Annotated in this window: 17 protein-coding genes and 1 riboswitch; of the genes, 9 read left to right on the plus strand and 8 right to left on the minus strand. The window is 62.7% G+C overall.

Annotated features, from left to right (window positions below):
- Positions 1-445 precede the first annotated feature (445 nt).
- Positions 446-1,279: an AraC family transcriptional regulator gene (locus EN885_RS23000; RefSeq protein ID WP_128243431.1), complete on the minus strand. Its 834-nt coding sequence runs from the start codon at positions 1,277-1,279 to the stop codon at positions 446-448.
- A gap of 278 nt (positions 1,280-1,557) precedes the next feature.
- Positions 1,558-1,762: riboswitch (cobalamin riboswitch) on the plus strand.
- Positions 1,763-1,853: 91 nt separating this feature from the next.
- Here EN885_RS23000 and EN885_RS23005 point away from each other — a divergent pair.
- The 6 genes from EN885_RS23005 to EN885_RS23030 all read left to right on the plus strand — a co-directional run bounded on the left by EN885_RS23005 (position 1,854) and on the right by EN885_RS23030 (position 8,346).
- Positions 1,854-2,672: an ABC transporter ATP-binding protein gene (locus tag EN885_RS23005; RefSeq protein ID WP_128243432.1), complete on the plus strand. Its 819-nt coding sequence runs from the start codon at positions 1,854-1,856 to the stop codon at positions 2,670-2,672.
- Positions 2,669-3,616 carry an ABC transporter substrate-binding protein gene (locus EN885_RS23010; RefSeq protein WP_128243433.1) on the plus strand — a complete coding sequence of 316 codons (948 nt, stop codon included), beginning with the start codon at positions 2,669-2,671 and terminating at the stop codon, positions 3,614-3,616. The genes EN885_RS23005 and EN885_RS23010 overlap by 4 nt, the downstream gene beginning before the upstream one ends.
- Before the next feature lie 29 nt (positions 3,617-3,645).
- Positions 3,646-4,632 (plus strand): iron ABC transporter permease, encoded by a 987-nt coding sequence (locus tag EN885_RS23015; protein WP_128243434.1) that lies wholly within the window; start codon positions 3,646-3,648, stop codon positions 4,630-4,632.
- An 81-nt stretch (positions 4,633-4,713) separates the two neighbouring features.
- Entirely contained in the window at positions 4,714-5,193 is a 480-nt protein-coding gene (locus EN885_RS23020; RefSeq protein WP_095485822.1) for a MarR family transcriptional regulator, read from the plus strand.
- The gene (locus EN885_RS23025) at positions 5,190-6,368 is read left to right on the plus strand and encodes an HlyD family secretion protein (protein WP_126107046.1); all 1,179 of its coding nucleotides are present in this window, start codon (positions 5,190-5,192) and stop codon (positions 6,366-6,368) included. Before EN885_RS23020 ends, EN885_RS23025 begins: the two co-directional genes overlap by 4 nt.
- 451 nt (positions 6,369-6,819) lie before the next feature.
- Positions 6,820-8,346, plus strand: coding sequence for a DHA2 family efflux MFS transporter permease subunit (locus EN885_RS23030; protein ID WP_128243435.1), 1,527 nt, complete (start codon positions 6,820-6,822; stop codon positions 8,344-8,346).
- A 27-nt stretch (positions 8,347-8,373) separates the two neighbouring features.
- On the opposite strand, the gene EN885_RS23035 is transcribed toward EN885_RS23030, so the two are convergent.
- The 7 genes from EN885_RS23035 to EN885_RS23065 all read right to left on the minus strand — a co-directional run bounded on the left by EN885_RS23035 (position 8,374) and on the right by EN885_RS23065 (position 15,133).
- Positions 8,374-8,889: a CAP domain-containing protein gene (locus EN885_RS23035; RefSeq protein ID WP_128243436.1), complete on the minus strand. Its 516-nt coding sequence runs from the start codon at positions 8,887-8,889 to the stop codon at positions 8,374-8,376.
- Positions 8,890-9,066: 177 nt separating this feature from the next.
- Complete coding sequence (locus EN885_RS23040; RefSeq protein WP_095485609.1) at positions 9,067-9,429, minus strand: AraC family ligand binding domain-containing protein; 363 nt, start codon at positions 9,427-9,429, stop codon at positions 9,067-9,069.
- 3 nt (positions 9,430-9,432) lie between these two features.
- Entirely contained in the window at positions 9,433-10,866 is a 1,434-nt protein-coding gene (locus tag EN885_RS23045; RefSeq protein ID WP_128243437.1) for an FAD-binding oxidoreductase, read from the minus strand.
- The gene (locus tag EN885_RS23050; RefSeq protein WP_128243438.1) at positions 10,866-12,044 is read right to left on the minus strand and encodes a M20 aminoacylase family protein; all 1,179 of its coding nucleotides are present in this window, start codon (positions 12,042-12,044) and stop codon (positions 10,866-10,868) included. The genes EN885_RS23045 and EN885_RS23050 overlap by 1 nt, the downstream gene beginning before the upstream one ends.
- Positions 12,041-12,850, minus strand: coding sequence for an ABC transporter permease (locus tag EN885_RS23055; protein ID WP_095485612.1), 810 nt, complete (start codon positions 12,848-12,850; stop codon positions 12,041-12,043). The genes EN885_RS23050 and EN885_RS23055 overlap by 4 nt, the downstream gene beginning before the upstream one ends.
- A complete protein-coding gene (locus EN885_RS23060) occupies positions 12,847-14,070 on the minus strand; it encodes an ABC transporter permease (RefSeq protein WP_206616840.1) in 1,224 nt (407 codons plus the stop codon). The genes EN885_RS23055 and EN885_RS23060 overlap by 4 nt, the downstream gene beginning before the upstream one ends.
- Before the next feature lie 127 nt (positions 14,071-14,197).
- Positions 14,198-15,133 carry an ABC transporter substrate-binding protein gene (locus EN885_RS23065; protein ID WP_128335220.1) on the minus strand — a complete coding sequence of 312 codons (936 nt, stop codon included), beginning with the start codon at positions 15,131-15,133 and terminating at the stop codon, positions 14,198-14,200.
- A gap of 121 nt (positions 15,134-15,254) precedes the next feature.
- Between EN885_RS23065 and EN885_RS23070 the strand changes: the two genes are divergently transcribed.
- The 3 genes from EN885_RS23070 to EN885_RS23080 are packed head-to-tail and all read left to right on the plus strand — an operon-like array spanning position 15,255 to position 18,432.
- Positions 15,255-16,589 carry an aminotransferase class III-fold pyridoxal phosphate-dependent enzyme gene (locus EN885_RS23070; protein ID WP_095485615.1) on the plus strand — a complete coding sequence of 445 codons (1,335 nt, stop codon included), beginning with the start codon at positions 15,255-15,257 and terminating at the stop codon, positions 16,587-16,589.
- Positions 16,589-17,326: a GntR family transcriptional regulator gene (locus EN885_RS23075; protein ID WP_128243440.1), complete on the plus strand. Its 738-nt coding sequence runs from the start codon at positions 16,589-16,591 to the stop codon at positions 17,324-17,326. The genes EN885_RS23070 and EN885_RS23075 overlap by 1 nt, the downstream gene beginning before the upstream one ends.
- On the plus strand, positions 17,326-18,432 hold the full coding sequence (locus EN885_RS23080) for an ABC transporter ATP-binding protein (RefSeq protein ID WP_128243441.1): 1,107 nt from the start codon (positions 17,326-17,328) through the stop codon (positions 18,430-18,432). The genes EN885_RS23075 and EN885_RS23080 overlap by 1 nt, the downstream gene beginning before the upstream one ends.
- Positions 18,433-18,445: the final 13 nt, after the last annotated feature.

Below are 18,445 nucleotides of genomic sequence, written 5' to 3' on the forward strand. Positions count from 1 at the left end.
GCATACTGGCCGCCTGCGCTTACAATCTGCGCACCATGATTGGCGTCCTCTATCCACCCGATGAGAGGCGGACATGAGGGAGGAGTGCGTCCACAATCCGGCAGGATGGCTGCCTAAACCGACAAAGGCCCCGCAAGGGCCGCGGAAAACCGCTCTGCCGGCCTTCAAAAAGGCCCTCACTGACCACCGAAATCCACTTCGCTCCCCGTGCAAAGCCCTCCTTGTGGGAGAAGGTGGATCGGCGCGCAGCGCCGAGACGGTTGAGGGGTGCTGGACGGAACGCCATCGGCGCCAGGCTGGAGCACCCCTCATCCGTCGCCTTCGGCGACACCTTCTCCCACAAGGGGAGAAGGCAAAAACCGGGCGGAGCGCGCCTCGACAATGATCTCCAACACAAGCTGGAAGCATCATTTGTCTGAAGCAATTGCCCTTGGCTGGCCGCGCTTCACCCCTTCACCGGTATCCAGATTTCCAGCCCGCCATTGCCGCTGCGTGGATCGAATTCGGGGCCGTAGCGCTCGAATTCGGGCACATCGGCGATCTCGTGCCCGGAGGCCGGCAGCCATTTGTTCCAGATCGTGTTGACCGTGCGGCGGATGGTCGAGATGTGGTCACGATGGGCGAACACGGCGTATTTCTGCGCCGGCACGCGCACGCGCGAAAACTCCCTCGGCAGGTCCGAAAAATCGGACACCTCGACGCCGGCGATGTAGTCGAAATTGCCGGTGTCGTCGCCGTTGACGCAGACGCCATAGGCGACGTCGCCGATCTCGCCTGGAATATTGCCGATATACGGGCCGAACCGCTGCCATTGCATCGGGATGCCGGCGCTGGTTTCGCAGCTGTAGCGTTCGCCGAGACCGGCGATGAGAAACGGCCGGCTGGTCTCAAAACGCGGCGGGTCGAGATCGGTGAGGAAAGACTGGTTCATCAGGATCGGCTCCACGAGAGCGAGATTGTCGAGCGAGCCTTGCGCGCGCACCAGTTCCGGCGTGGTGCCGAATTGGTCGCGGAAGGCACGGGTGAAGGCCTCATGCGAAGCGTAGCCGGTGTCGAGCGCGAGCGAGAGAATGTCGGGTGCGCCGGCGGCGAGCTTGCGCGCCGCTTCGGTCAGCCGGCGCGAACGCATGTAGCCCATCACCGAACGGCCGGTCGCAGCCCCAAAGGCCCGCGTCACGTGAAAGCGCGAAACACCGCTGCTGTTGGCGACATCTTCGAGAGAGATCGCTTCCGGCAGATGGCTTTCGACGAACCACAGCGCTTTCTCGGTCGGGTTCATATGGCTCCTTGCTATGGTCTCGGGTCTTCGCGTCGGCAGGTCATCGTGCCGTTTCCTGGTGGAGGCAGTTTGATCGAAATTGCGCACTGCGCAAATCGCGAGCAACGGCGGCCGGCAAGTCGAAGGCGTCGGTCGAAAGAGCTTGACAGGAGCAAGCAACGTCTTTTACATAGTAACGTTATTACATAACGAGATTCATATGGCCCCTACTGATAAGACCCTTTGCTCCATCGGCTGTTCCAACCCTGGAAATTTATTGCGCTGTGATTGGCGGAAAACTAGGGTGGCTGAGTGATGGTCCCCGAGTCGAAAGGCAAGGGGTGAAAAGGGAACACGGTGAGATCTTCGGATCGAGGCCGTGGCTGCCCCCGCAACTGTAAGCGGCGAGCAAAATCCGAAATGCCACTGGCCGGCAAGGCTGGGAAGGCAGGATGGCGCAAAGACCCGCGAGCCAGGAGACCTGCCATCAGCATGAGTTGACCGGACGGGGTGTGCCGGGAGGAGACGTGGGCATCGGTCTTGTCGGCCGGTCCGTCCAGCTTCCTTCCGTCGCCATTGAGAAAGTGACGGTAAGTTGGACGCCTCCCAGCCTCTTCTTGAAGCGCGTGAGCTGAGCGCGACGGCGAATGGCCAATGCCTGGTCAGCGCGGTCAGCCTTTCGGTGGCGGCGGGCGATCGCCTCGCAATCATCGGTCCCAACGGCGCCGGCAAGACGACGCTGTTGCGCATGCTATGCGGCACCCTGCGGCCAAGCGCGGGAGATGTGAGATTTTCCGGACGCCGGCTGGAGACGTTTTCGGCCGCCGAGCGGGCGCTGCACATGGCTGTCGTCGGCCAGACCGATCAGCCTGATCCGCGGCTTGCCGTGATCGACTACGTCGAGCTTGGCCGCGTCCCGCATGCCGGCTTGCGACGGAGGAGCGAGCAACGCGACATCGTCGTCGAAGCGCTTCGCAGAACCGGCCTGCTGCCGCTGCTCGGCCGCACGATCGGCTCGCTGTCCGGTGGCGAGCGGCAACGCGCCCAGCTGGCACGCGCCATCGCCCAGGAGCCTAAGATCCTGTTCCTCGATGAACCGACCAATCATCTCGATCCGCGCGCCCGCAGCGAGCTTCTCGAACTCGTATCGCAGTTTGGCATGACCGTCGTGGCGGTGCTTCATGATCTGTCGCTGGTCACACCATTTGCCACCAGGGTCGCGGTGATGAACGAGGCCCGCCTGCAGGCACTCGCCGGTCCGCGCGAGGCGCTGACCAAGCAGTTGATCCGCCAGATTTTCGGCGTCGACGTGCTTCGGCTGCGCCATCCCACCGAAGACCGCGAACTCACGGTATTCGACGTTCCGAACCGTGCCTCTTCACATTCCGATTTGACCAAGGAGCAATATTCGTGAAACGCCTCGCATTGTCTTTCGCCTCCCTCGCTTTCCCGGTGACCGCCTTTGCTTTTCCGGTAACTGTTGACAGCTGCGGCACGCCGCTGACGTTCGACGCCGCGCCGAAGCGCGCCGTCATCCAGGATATGAACATGGCCGAGATGGCCTTCGCGCTGGGGCTGCAACCGTCGATCGTCGGCCTGACCGGCATCACCGGATGGTACAAGGTCGGTCCGGAATTCAAGGCCGAGCAGGGCTCGATCCCGGAACTCGCGCCAAAGTATCCGACAATTGAAAACCTCGTCGCCGTCGAGCCCGATTTCTTCTTCGCCGGCTGGTACTACGGCATGAAGCCGGGCGGCGAGGTGACGCCCGATACGCTGGTCCCGCACGGTATCAAGACGCTGGTGCTGACGGAAAGCTGCGTCCATCTCGACAACAACCGCCCCGCCGCCTCAATGGACCTGCTCTACGACGACATCGAAAAGCTGGGCAGGATTTTCGACAAGGAAGCCGAGGCGAAAAAACTTGTTTCGGACTGGAAAGCGCAACTCGCCGATATCACGGCGAAGGTTGGCGACCACAAGGGAACGCGCGTATTTCTTTACGACTCCGGCGAAGACAAACCCTTCACATCAGGCAAGTTCGCGATCCCCAGCGCCATGATCGCCGCTGCCGGCGGCGACAACATCATGGCCGACATGCAGACGAGCTGGGGCAATACGGATTGGGAAACGGTCGCCTCCCGCAATCCGCAGTTCCTGATCCTGCTCGATTACCAGGACGGTGGCGGCTACAGGAAACTGCTCGATTTCCTCAAAGTTCATCCGGCGATGAAGGAAACCGACGCGGTCAGGAATGAGCGCTTCGTCGCGCTGCGCTATGCCGAGCTGACGCCCGGGCCAGCCAACATCGAGGCGATCGGCAAGATCGCCAGGGCGATGCACCCGGAAGCTTTCTGAGCTTGCGCCGCAGGGCGTTCGAATTGGCAATGATAGCAGGAGCAGTGGCGATTGCCACTCTTGCACTGCTGTCGATCGCCTATGGAGCGACGGTCATAGCGTTGAGCGACGTGGTTGCCGCGCTCGGACATGCGGCCGGACTGGACGGAGACATCGTGCCCGGTCCGGTCGGCAAAATCGTTGTCGATCTCAGGCTGCCGCGCACGATCATGGCCATCTGTGTCGGCGCCGGGCTGGGCGTCATCGGCGCGCTGCTGCAGACGGTAACGCGCAACGACCTCGCCGATCCGTTCCTGTTCGGCCTGTCGTCCGGTGCCGCGGCCGGCGCGGTTTCCGTTATCACCATTTTTGGCGACCATTTCGGCATCTGGACGTTGCCGGTCGCTGCCTTCACCGGCGGCATTTTGGCCGCCGGCATCGTGCTGTTGCTGGTTTCGCGGGTGAGGGGGCAAGGCCCCGAACGGCTGATATTGGCCGGGCTTGCCGTATCGTTCATGTTCACCGCCTTGACCAACTATCTCGTCTTTGCCGGTGACCAGCGCGCCGCCCACTCGGTGCTGTTCTGGACGATGGGCGGGCTCGGGCTGGCGCGGTGGGACAATGTCGGACTGGCTGCTCTGGGCGCAGGCACCATCCTTGTCTTCGGACTTTGGAACCACCGTCGGCTCGACGCTTTCCTGGCCGGCGAAAACGCCGCCGAAAGCCTCGGCGTGCCGGTTGCGCGGATGCGCAGGACGACATTTCTCGTCGCCGCTTTCTCGACGGCGATCCTCGTCTCGGTGGTAGGCGTCATAGGTTTCGTCGGTCTGATGATCCCGCATCTGTCCCGGCCCCTGGCCGGCCCGTTGCACCTGCGCCTGATTGCAAGCTGCGCCCTCTTTGGAGCGGTGCTGTTGCTGGCAAGCGACCTTCTCGCCCGCACGCTGCTGCCGCCGCAGGAACTGCCGATCGGCATCATCACCAGCTCGGTCGGCGCTTTTTTCGTGGTCACGATGCTCATTCGCAATCGTTCCTGATGTGACTGCCATCCACACTTGCCGGCTTCTGGCATAATGCCGCATCTTGAATAGTAAGCACGCTTATAATATATGCCGCTCATGGTTTCCGACGGCATCGATAGATTGGGCTTTTTGATCCACGACGTGCAGCGCCTGATGCGCAAGCGCTTCGAGGCGAAGGCCAGCGGGCTCGGCCTTTCCTCGGCGCAATGGCGGCTTATGGTCCGCGTCGCCAAGGAAGAAGGCATCACGCAAGCGCGGCTCGCCGAGCTTCTCGAGATCGAGCCGATCAGCGTGTCGCGCCTGGTCGACCGCATGGAGGAGAGCGGCTGGATCGAGCGCCGTTCCGACGCCACCGACCGCCGCGTCCGCATGATCTTCCCGACCGCCAAAGCGAGCGAGGCCTACGCAGAGATCAAGAGCCTTGCTGGCGAAGTCTATGAGGAATCGCTTACCGGCGTGTCGCTCGAAGATCGCCGCATCCTGATCAAGGGTCTGGAGGCAATGGCCAAGAACCTGGCGGACGGCGAGACGGCGTCCGGCGAAAAAGTCAAAGGTGCAGAAGGCGCAGCAGCATGAACGCGGTAGCCAAGGTAGATGAGAATGCAACCAAGCTGGAGGTGGAAGCTCCGGCGCAGCCGGCGGCGGCTCCGGTGGCGGTCGCTCCGCAGCTAGCACCGGCGCCGGTGGTGCCGAAGAAGAAGCGCCGTGTCGGCCGCTTCCTATTGATGTTTGCGCTCCCCGTGGCACTGATCGCCGGCGGCAGCTACGTCTGGGTGACCGGCGGCCGCTACCAGGAGACCGAAAACGCCAATCTGCAGCAGGCCAAGGTCTCGATAGCCGCCGATACGGCGGGTCGCATCGTTCAGGTCGATATTTTCGACAACCAGTCAGTCAAGCAGGGCGACGTGCTGTTCGCCATCGATCCCGAGCCCTACCGGATCGCATTGGCCCAGGCCGACGCGGCGGTGGCCGGCGCGCGCCTCAATGTCGAGCAGCTGCGTGCGGCCTACAGCCAGGCGCTGGCGCAGGAGAAGTCCGACGCCAGCCAGGTCGACTACGCGCAGTCGCAATACGACCGAGCCGCCGACCTTGCCCGCAAGGGCATCAATGCCAAGTCCTCGCTCGACGAGGCCAGGAACGATCTCGACAAAGCCAAGCAGCAACTGGCCGTGGCCGAGCAGGGCATCCTCAGCGCCAAGGCGGGCCTTGGCGGCAATCCCGATATCGAGACCGATAAGCATCCGACCGTGATGGCGGCGCTCGCCGCGCGCGACAAGGCTGCCTACGATTTGGCGCAGACCACTGTCAGGGCGCCGGCTGACGGCATCGTCAGCCAGGCTGCCTCGTTCAAGGTCGGCCAGTATGTCGGCTCTGGCACGCCGCTGTTTTCGCTGGTCGAGACCGGCGACACCTGGATCGATGCCAATTTCAAGGAAACGCAGCTCACCCACATGAAGCCGGGCCAGAAGGCCGAAATCGTGGTCGACACCTATCCGGGCAAGACGTTCGAGGCCACGGTCAAGGCGATCGGCGCCGGCACGGGAGCCGAGTTCTCGCTGTTGCCCGCCCAGAACGCCACCGGCAATTGGGTCAAAGTCACCCAGCGCATTCCGGTGCGCCTGGAACTGGCCGATGCCGACGCCAAGATGGCGCTGCGCACCGGCATGAGCGCGACCGTCACGGTGGACACCGGCGTTTCCCGCGGGCTTCCCAGCATCTTCGGCCACGCCACGGCGAGTGAGGCGCAATAGACCGCCTCGTTCCATTGGACGATGAGGTCTGAGACGCAACAAGTAGAATGCAGGCAGCGCACGGAGAGGAACGCAGCTGACAGGATTGGTCCGACGGGAGATGCACCAGGGGTTGGGGTTTGGACCGGGCTGCGTTGCGGCCTGAGCGAAGCCTGAACAACGCGACGCAGACCCCTTTCGGTTCTCAGGTTTCCGGGCGGCAGGCGCCGTTTTATCGAGACGCTCGGTCGATGTAACCCCCACATCGATAGTCGCGTCCCACCGCGATGAGGGTCTCTCCATACGGAAGGCCGCGCCGCCCGGAAACCTCGCGCATCGGCCCGAAAATCGGAATCGATTTTCGGAAAGCACGATGCGCTGACTCAAAGTACTAGAGCGTACTTTGTGCGTCCAAATGGACGCACGTCGCTCTAGTGTACATTTTTTTGTTACCTGCCGGAAGTTCCACATCATGAGCACGCCAGAACCCTTTCGCGAAGTGCCGCACCGCGGCCTGATCACCGTTGCGCTCATGCTGGCGACGATCATGCAGGCGCTCGACACCACGATCGCCAACGTCGCGCTGCCGACCATGACCGGCGATCTCGGCGCGTCCCCCGACAACATCAACTGGGTGCTGACCTCCTACATCGTTGCCGCGGCAATCATGACGCCGGTGACCGGCTGGCTGGCCGACCGCTTCGGTCGCAAGGAGCTGTTCCTGACGTCGGTGGTCGGCTTCACCATATTCTCCATGCTGTGCGGCATCGCCTGGAGCCTGGAGACCATGGTGTTCTTCCGGTTGATGCAGGGCGTGTTCGGCGCGGCAATCGTGCCGCTGTCACAGACCTTCCTGCTCGACATCAACCCGAAGGAGCGCCACGGCCAGGCCATGGCCATCTGGGGCGCCGGCATCATGCTGGGGCCGATCCTGGGCCCGACGCTCGGTGGCTGGCTGACCGAGAATTTCAACTGGCGCTGGGTGTTCTTCATCAACCTGCCGGTCGGCATCATCGCCTTCCTTGGCATGGCCGCCTACTTGCCGGCCGTTGCAAGGCGGATACGCAGCTTCGATTTCTTCGGCTTCGCCATGCTCTCGCTCGGCGTCGGAGCGCTGCAGCTGATGCTGGATCGCGGCGGCGAGGTCGACTGGTTTTCCTCGGTCGAGATCTGGATCGAGCTCGGTCTTTCGCTGACCGGCTTCTGGGTGTTCATCATTCACACGGTGACGGCGGAACACCCCTTCATCGATCCCAAGATATTCCTCGACCGCAATTTCGTGACCGGGCTGGCGTTTATCTTCGTCATGGGCGTGCTCATTTTGGCGAGCATGTCGCTGCTGCCGCCAATGCTGGCGACCATCTTCGGCTATCCGACCCTCACAATCGGCATCGTCTTGGGGCCACGCGGTGTTGGCACGATGATTGCGATGCTCCTGGTCGGCCGCATCATGCACAAGGTCGATGCCAGGATCCTCGTTGTCATCGGCTTTTTGCTGACCGCGCAGTCGCTCCACACGATGTCCAGCTTCTCGCCGCAGATGGACAACTGGCTGATCCTCAGTTCCGGCGTCATCCAGGGGCTGGGAATGGGCATGGTATTCGTGCCGCTGTCGACCGTGGCCTTCGCCACGCTCGACGTGCGCTATCGCACCGATGCCACGGCGTTGTTCAGCCTGGTGCGCAATCTTGGCTCATCGATCGGCGTGTCGGTGGTGACGGTTCTGCTGGTGCGCAACACCCAGGTCAACCATGCCGAGCTCTCGGCCTACGTTAATCCGTTCAATCCCAACCTGTGGGCGGCGTCGCCGGCAGCAGCGGGCGGTGATCCGACGGCGCTTTCCCGGATGGATGGCATGGTCAATATCCAGGCGATGATGATCTCGTACGTCAACGACTTCAAGCTGCTGATGATGATGACGCTGCTTGCTATCCCGTTTGTTTTTCTGCTGCGCAAGCCAAAGGCTGGTCCGCCCGCCGGTCCCGCGCATATGGACTGACGGCCGTCGACGTGCCGGTCACGTCTCCTATTTGCCGAGAACGAGGCTCCAGTAGCGCAACGAGCTGTCGCGGCCGTCCCGCACATAGGCCAGACCGAAGCGGGTGAAGCGCGGGTCGAGCATATTGCGGCGGTGGCCGGCCGAATGCATCCAGATATCGAACAGCTTCTGCTGATCGAAGCGACCCTCGGCGATGTTTTCGGCGGCCGCACCGGTGATGCCGTTACCCTTGACGCGCGAGGCAAATCCCTTGCCCCAGCCGGTGGTGTGGGTCATGCGGCCGCCTCGTGCCATATAGCCGGCCTGCTGCAGGGCTGCCTGTTCGAGCTGAGGATCGGGGACAAGCGGCCCGAGGCCGGCTGAGGCGCGAATGCTGGTCAGGGTGCCGGCGGCGGAAGCAGAGACACCGGCGCCTTCGCCGGTGGACAGGACAGTGGCGCAAGCGGCAAGCCCGGCCAGTGCGGCAAGGCCGGCAGCTCCAAGCAGCATTCGCCTGTTAAGGTCTGATCGGACTTCGCAATTTTCGATTTTCGCAATGGTCATGCCTGCCTGACATAAGCGCGATCATGGCTTTTGCCGGGCAGGCGATCAAAAATCTCGCTCACTGCCGTTCGTCTTTCTAGTGGTGAAATCTGATACGTGGTGCCGACACGGAATATCAGTTTGCTCCATCGCTGACCTCCGTAAATGGCCAACCCTTGGAAAGGAGTGCCTCTCAGTTTAAGGTTCTATCGTTCCCTGCCGCGCCGCCCAGTCGAACGGGTAAAGGCAATAGAAATAGCCGGCGCGTTCGGTGGCGATATATTTCAGATGGGTGCCGTTGGGCAGCCAGACGATGTCGCCGGGATTGCACTCATAGCGGCCGTCGTCCAGTTCGATCGTCAAGGTGCCTTCGTGGATGAACAGCACCTCGTCGTAGGTCACGGTCCAGTCGATCGAGGCGTTCTCGAGATATTCGATGCCGCCGCCCATGGTCCGACTGATCTCGGCATTGATGACGCGGGCAATCGAGGATGTGCCGGTCGGCGTTACCGATGGCTTCAGGGTCAATTCGCTGTGCTTGAAGATCTTGGCCTTGGACATCGTTCATCCTTTCCTTGCGCGGAGGTTGGCTTTCGAAGGGGTGACGCCGGACGGGGCCAGTCCCGCGAGCCATCTGGTCACGAGGTCCGGCTTGCGGCCGGCATGTTCGAGATCGTCGCGCCGCCGCACCGCGCCACGGACGAAATGCGCGCCGACGAAACGGAATGGTTCGGGAGGGAAGCCTCGCGTCACCGGGCGCACGAGCGCTGAATGGGTGAGTTCGGATTCGCCGCCGGTCAACAGGTTGGTCAGGATCTTGCCGCCGAGATAGGCCATCGTCGTGCCGTTGCCGGAAAAGCCGTAGCCGTAGACGATGTCGCGGTTGGCGGGCAGGGCGCCGAACAGCGGCACGCCGCTGACGGTCCGATCGATCGGGCCGTTCCACGATGTCTCGAGCGGAAACTCGGCGAGCGCCGGGTGACCGTCCCGCAACGCGCGGCGCATGTCGGCGACCCTTGGCGACAAACCATGAAAACGCTGGTCGACGATGCCGCCGAGGCCGATGAAGCCGCCACTGACGCCGACGGATAGCCGGCCATCACGCGTCGGCGACCAACCACCAACGAAGACGCGGGAGTCGATCATCAGCGGCGCGCGGCGGTAGCCGACCTTTTCGAGAAGGTCTGGAATGGGTTTCGACATGGCGTCGTCGCTGGAGATGTTGAAGATTGCCGGGGCCAGTTCCGGAATGGCGCCAGACCACGCATTCAGGGCAAGCACGATCTTGCCGCAGGACACAGTGCCTTTTGCCGTTTCCACCTTGAGTTTGCCGCCTCGTAAAAACCGCGTCATCGGCGACTTTTCATAGATGCGCACGCCGCGTTTTAGCGCTGCCCGGCGCAGGCCGCGCACCAGGAATCCCGGATGCACGGTTGCCGACGAAGCATCGAACGCGCCGCCGAGGTGGCTCGTCGTGCCGGTCGTCGCCGCGATCTCGTCGCGCGAAACGCGCCGCGCCGGCACGTAGCCATGCGCTACCAGCTTGTTCAACGCGTCGTCCCAGGCACCAAGCTGGGCTTGGCACGTCGCGCCCCAGATCCAGCCGATACGATCGAACCAGCCGTCGATTCCCTCGGCCTTGCAAAAAGCCTCGATGCCGCCAATTGCGGCTTCGGATGCCTTAATGATCGAAAGCGCATCGTTTCCGCCGCGCAGGGCTGCAAGCGCGCTGTATTTCGTCCATGCCGAAAGCACCATGCCGGAATTGCGGCCGCTCGGGCCACCACCACAAATGTCGCGCTCAATGATGACAATGTCGAAGCCCGGATTGTGCTCCTTGAGGCGAATGGCGGTCCACAGTCCGAGATAGCCGCCGCCGACGATGCAGATGTCGGCCTGCGTCGCCTCTTCGAGCGGAGGCGCAAGGTCCGGGTCCTCCGCCAGCGCCTGCCGCAGCCAGTGGCTGCGCCAGCCGATGTCCTTTTCCGGCAGCTGCATCACGATTCGCCACCCGCGGACAGGCGGCGCTCCACTAGCCTGACCCAAAGGCTCGCGCCGATGGGCAGGATAGCGTCGTTGAAATCGTAATTGGTGTCATGCGCGGCGGCTTGGTGCGCATCGTCGGCCTGGCCGAGCAGGAAATAGCAGCCGGGCCGCTGCTGCAGCATGTAGCAGAAATCTTCCGAGCCCATCTCGGGAGGCGGATCGACGACGAGACGTTCCGGTCCCATCACCTCGCTGGCAATCGCGATCATCGCATCGGCTTGCGCCGGAGTGTTGATCGTCGGCGCGAAGGGCGACTCGTAGCGGATGTCGACGCTAGCGCCAAAAGCTTCGGCCTCGTTATTCGCGATGCGGCGGATTGCTGTCTCCAGCGTCATTTGAACCTTATGGTCGAAGGTGCGCACGGTGCCGGTCAGAAACGCAGTGTCGGGGATAGTGTTGAAGGCTTCGCCGGCGCGCAGGCTGCCAACGGTGACGATTGCCGGAGAGTGCACATCGGTCAGGCGGCCGGGCAGAGCTTCTATCGCCAGCAGGATGCGCGCGGCGCTGGGAAGTGGATTGATCGCAAGATGCGGCATCGCCGCATGGCCGCCCCTTCCGTGCACGACGATCTCGAAGCGATCGGCCGCCGCGGCCACCGTCCCGCGGTGGACGGCGATCTCGCCGAGCGGCCGTTCGGAATTGTGCAGCGCGTAGACTTCGTCGCAGGGGAAACGCTCGAAAAGGCCTTCGTTCAGCATGGCGACCGCCCCACCTCGGCCCTCCTCGGCCGGCTGAAAGATGAAATGTACCGTGCCGGCGAAGTCAGGCGAGCGGGCAAGCGCCGAGGCTGCGCCGAGCAGCATCGTCGTGTGACCGTCATGGCCGCAGCCATGCATCTTTCCGGGAATGCGGGACGCATGCGGCAGCGGCCGGGCCTCGGTCATCGGCAGGGCGTCCATGTCGGCGCGGATGCCAAGGCTGCGACCGGTGCCGAGCCTGCCCCTGAGCGTGCCGACGACGCCTGTCCGGCCGACGCCTTCGGTCGTCTCGATGCCCCACGACCGCAGTTTGTCCGCCACGAAACACGCCGTCTCGAACTCCTCGAAGCCGAGTTCGGGATTGGCATGCAGATGCCGCCGCCACGCCGTCATCTCGGTCTCGAGTTGCTGCACCGACGGAACGAGTTTCATGCCGAGACCTTTGCGCGGAGAGTTTGTGAGCGGCTCTGCAGGATGGCAATGACACCAAGCAGGACCGCTGAGAAAGCGATCAGCAGCACGGCAACGGCCGCAATGGCAGGACTGATGGACTCGCGAACGCCGGAGAAGATCATGCGAGGCAAGGTTCGCTCCGCGCCCGTCGAGAGGAAGCTTGCGACGACGACTTCGTCGAAAGAGATGATGAAGGCGATGATGGCCCCCGTAATGACGCCCGGCGCTATCAGCGGCAGCACCACCTTGAAGAAGGTGCGCATGGTGCCGGCGCCGAGCGATGCCGCCGCGCGAAGCAGCGTCCGGTCGAAGGTCGAAAGGCTGGCGACGACGGTCGTCAGCATCACAGGCACGGCCATCGCCGTATGCACCAGAATGATCGATAGCTTGTTGCCAACGAGTCCGAGTGTGGCGAAGAATGAGAAGGCAGCGACGCCGACGATGACGACCGGTGTCACCAAGGGCGCGGCGATGATCGCGTAGATGATGCGCTTGCCGGCAAAATCGCTCCAGGCGAGCCCGATCGCCGCCGGTATGCCGAGCAGCGAGGCCAGGACCGTGGTGGATAGCCCAATGACGACCGAGTTCCACAGCGCGTTCGGCCACCGCTGGTCGACCCACAGTTCGGCATACCAGCGCAGCGACCAGCCCGGCGTCGGAAACGCCAGCGAATTGCTTGATGTCAGCGACATAGGGACCACGATCAGCAGTGGCAGGATGATGAACGCCAGCAACGTCGCCGCATAGGCATACATCAGCCATTTCCGGAAGCGATCGGCGCTCATGCGACATGCGCCTTGCGGCGGAAGAGGGCGGACGCCGTCCAGAAGAGGAACGCGAACAGCACGAGGATCATCAGCAGTTGCAGCGAAAGCGCCGCGCCCATGCCCCAGTTCAGAGTGTTGTTTGTGTAGAAAGCGATGTAGCTGGAGATCATCTGGTCGGTCGGCCCGCCGACAAGCGTCGGGGTAATGTAGTAGCCGAGCGCGAAGACAAAAACGATCGCCCCGCCGGACAGGATTCCGGGCAGGATCAACGGCAACTGGACGCGGCGCCATGCCGTGAGCCACGGCGCGCCCAGCGACAGCGCCGCGCGCATGTAGGTGGTCGGGACCCGCCGCATGACGGCTACGACCGAGAGGACCATCATGGGCAGCAGAACCTGAACCATCGCCAGGTAGAGCGAAAAGCGGGTGTAGATGAGGTCGAGGGGTTCGCTGACGATGCCCAGTGCGAGCAGCGTGGAATTCACGGGGCCGTTCTTCTGCAGTACGATGATCCAGATGACGGTACGCACCAGCAGCGATGTCCAGAGCGGAAACAGGATCAGCGCGAACATCAGCTTCGACCAGACTTGCGGCGCGCTGACGATCGCTTGCGCCAGCGGCACGGCGAGCACCGCGCAGATGACGGTCACCACGATGCTGATCCAGATCGTGCGCAGCAGCGCGTCGACGAAGATGGCGCGGTCGTCAGAAACGGCCTCGATCGTATTGTCTGCCCCTCGCTTCAGGTCGAGGCTCGCAAGCAGATAATAGTCCGTTCGCGCGCTTTGCTGACGCGCTATGACCTGCCAGAGATCGACATTTTTCCAGCCAGCCTGTTTGGAGAGCACCTCGTCGCGCACGGGGCGCATGTCGAGCTTGCCGTCGGCCGCATCCTTTGCCGTCTTGATGACGAGGAAGCGGCTGCCGACGACGCGCTGGTTGACGAGTTGCGCAAGGACGCCTTCCTTCCCGGCGCGCCGCGCGTCGGCGAGGTCCTCGACGAGTGCTGCAAAGACAGGTTCGTCAGGCAGGCCGCTCTCCGCTTTCCAGTCGGCCAGAGCGGCAATTGTGCGCGGCAGGTTGTTCGAGAAATCCGAGTTGTCCACGGCCAGAGCGAGGAAGCGCGCCACGGGCCACAGAAACAGAATGACGACGAACAGAACAAGCGGAGCCGTCAACAGGGCGAGCATGCCGCCCCGTTGGCGCCGCTTCATAGCCGGCTTTGTCCCGACCAGCATGCTTGGCTTACTTCGCGAGCCAGGCCTTGAAGCGTTCTTCCAGCGCTTCCTTGTGCTCGGTCCAGAAGTCGTTGTCATAGGATGCCCCGTGCTGCAGGTGCTCCGGCGACGTCGGCAGGTTGGCTTTCTAATCCGCGGGAATGAGATCGGCGGCTTCCTTGCGGCCGGTGCCATAGGCATAGAGCTTCGAGAAGCCGGCCTGATTTTCCGGGATGGAAAACCACTTGAGGAGATCCAGCCCGCCCTGCTGGTGCGGCGCGCCCTTCACCACGGCCCAGTAGTCGGTGCCGTAGAAGAAGCCGGCGTCCCATGCGATCGCGTAGGGCTTCTTCTCGTTGATGACTTCGTTGGTGATGCGCGCATTGAACCCATCGCTGAGAGCCACTTCGCCGCTGTCGAGGTTCTGGATGCCCTGCGTTGTGGTGGACCACCAGACGGCGTGCGGCTTGATCTTGTCGAGCATGGCGAAAGCCCGGTCGACGCCTTCCGGCGTGCCTAGCACCTTGTACATGTCCTCGCGCTTCACGCCGTCGGCCATTAGCGCATTTTCAAGCGTGAACTGCGCCTGCTGGTAGAGGCCGCGCTTTCCCGGAAATTTCTCGACGTTCCAGAAATCCGCCCAACTCTTCGGCGCGGCGTCGCCCTTGTAGACATCCGTGTTGTAGGCGAGGATCGTTGCCCATGTGTCGGACGCGACGCCGCATTCGTGCAGGGTGCCCGGCAGATAATTGGCCGCGTCGCCTGTGATTTCCGGCGTCAGCGGAACGAACAGGCCTTCGGCGCAGCCGACTTCCATGGCGGGCGCTTCGACCGAGACGACGTCATAGGTGATGTTGCCCGCCTGCACCTGGGCGCGAACCTTGGCGACTTCGCCGCCCCATTCTTCCATGATGATCGGAGTTCCGGTCTGCTCGGTGTACTTGTCCCAGACCCCGTCCTTGTAGGCCTTGTCCCATGTACCACCCCAGCCGACCACTGTGACGGGATCGGCCGCGGACGCGGCAAAAGTTGAGGTCGCGAAGCAGATCGCGGCGGCAGATACGATTTGCAGATAAGTCCTCATAGCAGTTCCCCTTTCTTATGGTTGTGGATTTGATCAAATTTCAAACGCAAAATGGATTGATTAGCAACAGGAATTTGCGATAAGGTCCGAGATAGTTGAAAATTTATCAGGATTTGATCGAATGCTGCAAGGCAATAGAGACGTGCGCTCCAATGTCAGCCTCGCAGCCGTTCTAGACGAGGCGCGACAGCGTTTTGCGGATGCCAACCCGAACAGCCTGGCGCGTCAGAATGAGGCTGCGGCATCCTTGCCGGGCGGCAATACGAGGGCTGTGCTCTGGTATCCGCCATTTCCCGTCTCGTTTGTTTCCGGCGAAGGCTGCAGGGTCACGGATTTCGACGGCCATACCTATGTCGACCTGGTTTCGGAATACAGCGCCGGCTTCTACGGCCACTCCGACAAGGCGATTTCTGCAGCTCTTGTGGACGTTATCCAGGGCGGCATCCTGCTTGGTGCGCCCAACCGCTACGAGGCGCGCCTTGCAGCGGCCGTGGTCGACCGTTTTCCCGCCATCGAGCGCGTGCGCTTCTGCAATTCCGGCACTGAAGCCAACGTCATGGCGATTTCGGCGGCCCGCGCCATCACGCAACGCTCGAACATACTCGCCTTCCGCGAGGGCTATCATGGCGGCGTATTGACCTTTGCGCATGGCGGCTCGCCGCTCAATCTGCCGTTCCCCTTCATTTTCGCCGACTATAACGACATTGCCGGTGCCGCGGCGCTTGTCAGGGAGCAGGGCAGCGACCTTGCCGCCGTCATCGTCGAGCCGATGTTGGGCGGCGGCGGCTGCATCCCGGCGACGCGTGAGTTCCTGGAGGCGCTGCGTGCGGCGACGAAAGAAACTGGCGCGCTGCTGATTTTCGACGAGGTGATGACCTCGCGGCTCGACTATCGCGCGCTCCATGGCGCGCACGGAGTTTTTCCCGATTTCGTGACGCTCGGAAAATATATCGGCGGCGGTGCCAGTTTTGGCGCCTTCGGCGGGCGCGCCGACCTCATCGATCGCTTCGATCCGGCCTCGCCTGGTGCGTTCTCGCATGGCGGGACTTTCAACAACAACATTCTGAGCATGGCTGCTGGCTACACCGGCTTGACGCAGGTGCTGACGCAAGAGGCGAGCCGCGCGATCAACGCGCGCGGCGACAGGTTGCGTGAAGCGATGAACGTCTCACTTGAAAGGCAAGGCGTCGAAGGTATCGTCATTGGGCGCGGGTCGTTGATGAACCTGCATTTCGTCAAGGGGCCCGTTGAGACGCCGGCGCCGCTCGACAACGCCGATCCATCGGTGATTGCCCTGTGGCATGTCGAGATGTTGTTGCGCGGATACTACGTGACCCCGCGCGGCATGCTGGCGCTGTCGCTACCATTCGGAGACGCCGAACTCGCCGGCTTTACCGCCGCCTTCGACGATTTCCTGTCGAGCAACCTCAAAGTACTGCCGCGCCGGACCAACTGATGCTCGATCGCAAGAACATCGACGTGGGCTCCGCCGCGCAAAAGACCGCTCATGTTCGTGTGCATGCGGGCTTGAAGGAAGCGCTAATGAACGGCGATTTCCTGCCCGGCCAAAGGCTGGTCGTGCGTCGGCTCGCCGAGCAATACCGGACCAGCGCCATGCCGGTGCGCGAGGCCTTGCGGCAACTCGTCAGCGACGAGGCGATGTTCGACCACCCAAACCGGGGCGTCATCGTCCCTGAGGCCACGGTGGCACGTATCTCGGATCTGGTGCGTGTGCGCTGCAGCGTCGAGGGCACGGCGGCCGAGTGGGCGGCGACGACCATCACGCCCAACGAGCTTGATGAATTGGCGAAGCTGAACAGCCTGATGCGCGACTGCGTCGAGAGGAACGTCATGGCTGACTATCTCGGCTTGAACAGGCGCTTCCATTTCACCATGTACCACGCCGCGCGATCGCCTGTCGTCCAGCAGATCATCGAGAAATTGTGGCTGCAGGCAGGACCGTTCCTGAACATCGTCCGCTCGGACGTGACCTATGGACTGGGCCTGGACCATCACGACGACATGCTCGCCGCCTTGCGCCGCGCCGATGGCGCAGCTGCGCGTAAAGCCTTGGTAGCCGATCTGCGCGAAGCTGCCGACATCATTCTTCGCGCCGCGGCAGCGGCTGAGGCTCAGCCTGCCCGCATGCGCCGGACATTGGCCCGTCGTGAGCCGAAGGCGCAGGCACGGTGATGGACGAATCTCAGCGTGGCCCGGTTCATGTCGAGTTTCGCGGCGTCAGCAAGCGCTACGGGCAGACGGTCCAGGCGGTGCGCCAGCTCGACCTCGAAATCATGCGCGGCGAATTCCTGACCCTGCTAGGGCCTTCCGGGTCTGGCAAGACGACCGCGTTGATGATGCTGGCGGGGTTCGAGGATACGACCGAGGGCGAAATCCTCATCGATGGGCAGCGCATCGACAATGTTCCTGCCAATCGTCGCGGCATCGGCATGGTATTCCAGAACTACGCGCTGTTCCCGCACATGACGGTCGCCGAAAACCTGGCTTTTCCGCTCGAAGTCCGCAAGCTCGGCCGCGAGCAGGTCACGCGACGCGTCAGGAACGTTCTGGACATGGTTCAGCTGCCCGAATTCGGCAATCGGCGTCCGGCGCAGCTTTCGGGTGGACAGCAACAGCGCGTCGCCGTTGCCCGCGCTTTGATTTTCGAGCCAAACCTTGTCTTGATGGACGAACCGCTCGGCGCCCTCGACAAGCAGCTGCGCGAGCAGATGCAGTTCGAGATCAAGGACATCCATGCCCGGCTTGGCGTCACTTTCGTTTATGTGACACACGACCAGACCGAAGCGCTCACCATGTCGGACCGGATCGCGGTGTTCAGCGCCGGCCGCATCGAGCAACTTTCGACGCCGCGCGAACTGTATGAGCGTCCGGCGGCCAGCTTTGTCGCAAGCTTCATCGGCGAGAACAACCGCATGTCCGGCACCGTGCTTACCGGCGGTGAAAATGGTGGCGTGGCCGTCCATCTCGATGACAGCGATATGGTGTTGAACGCCATGTCCTACGGCGCGACGCTCTCCGCGGGCGCCAGGGTGACGCTGTCGATCAGGCCGGAGCGCATGTCCATGTTGCAGGATGGCGCCACCGCTCTCAACGTGATTGCGGCGACCGTCGTCCAATCCGTCTATGTCGGCGATCACATCCGGCTCGTCGCAGTGACGGAGAGCGGCCTGAAATTCATTGTCAAGCTTGCCGCATCGTCGTCTCACCTCGAACTCAATGCGGGCGAGGCGGTTCGGTTGGGCTGTGGTCGCGAGGATTGCCTCGCGCTCGATAGATAACAACAAAAGGCAG

Source organism: Mesorhizobium sp. M6A.T.Cr.TU.014.01.1.1 (genome assembly GCF_004022765.1).
GTDB lineage: Bacteria > Pseudomonadota > Alphaproteobacteria > Rhizobiales > Rhizobiaceae > Mesorhizobium > Mesorhizobium mediterraneum.

What these genes read in the sequence shown, in the direction of transcription:
- EN885_RS23000 (WP_128243431.1), bottom strand. Translation starts at nt 1,279, where the DNA reads ATGAACCCGACCGAGAAAGCGCTGTGGTTCGTCGAAAGCCATCTGCCG.
- EN885_RS23015 (WP_128243434.1), top strand. Translation starts at nt 3,646, where the DNA reads ATGATAGCAGGAGCAGTGGCGATTGCCACTCTTGCACTGCTGTCGATC.
- EN885_RS23020 (WP_095485822.1), top strand. Translation starts at nt 4,714, where the DNA reads ATGGTTTCCGACGGCATCGATAGATTGGGCTTTTTGATCCACGACGTG.
- EN885_RS23025 (WP_126107046.1), top strand. Translation starts at nt 5,190, where the DNA reads ATGAACGCGGTAGCCAAGGTAGATGAGAATGCAACCAAGCTGGAGGTG.
- EN885_RS23030 (WP_128243435.1), top strand. Translation starts at nt 6,820, where the DNA reads ATGAGCACGCCAGAACCCTTTCGCGAAGTGCCGCACCGCGGCCTGATC.
- EN885_RS23035 (WP_128243436.1), bottom strand. Translation starts at nt 8,889, where the DNA reads ATGACCATTGCGAAAATCGAAAATTGCGAAGTCCGATCAGACCTTAAC.
- EN885_RS23040 (WP_095485609.1), bottom strand. Translation starts at nt 9,429, where the DNA reads ATGTCCAAGGCCAAGATCTTCAAGCACAGCGAATTGACCCTGAAGCCA.
- EN885_RS23045 (WP_128243437.1), bottom strand. Translation starts at nt 10,866, where the DNA reads ATGCAGCTGCCGGAAAAGGACATCGGCTGGCGCAGCCACTGGCTGCGG.
- EN885_RS23050 (WP_128243438.1), bottom strand. Translation starts at nt 12,044, where the DNA reads ATGAAACTCGTTCCGTCGGTGCAGCAACTCGAGACCGAGATGACGGCG.
- EN885_RS23055 (WP_095485612.1), bottom strand. Translation starts at nt 12,850, where the DNA reads ATGAGCGCCGATCGCTTCCGGAAATGGCTGATGTATGCCTATGCGGCG.
- EN885_RS23060 (WP_206616840.1), bottom strand. Translation starts at nt 14,070, where the DNA reads ATGCTGGTCGGGACAAAGCCGGCTATGAAGCGGCGCCAACGGGGCGGC.
- EN885_RS23065 (WP_128335220.1), bottom strand. Translation starts at nt 15,133, where the DNA reads ATGAGGACTTATCTGCAAATCGTATCTGCCGCCGCGATCTGCTTCGCG.
- EN885_RS23070 (WP_095485615.1), top strand. Translation starts at nt 15,255, where the DNA reads ATGCTGCAAGGCAATAGAGACGTGCGCTCCAATGTCAGCCTCGCAGCC.
- EN885_RS23075 (WP_128243440.1), top strand. Translation starts at nt 16,589, where the DNA reads ATGCTCGATCGCAAGAACATCGACGTGGGCTCCGCCGCGCAAAAGACC.
- EN885_RS23080 (WP_128243441.1), top strand. Translation starts at nt 17,326, where the DNA reads ATGGACGAATCTCAGCGTGGCCCGGTTCATGTCGAGTTTCGCGGCGTC.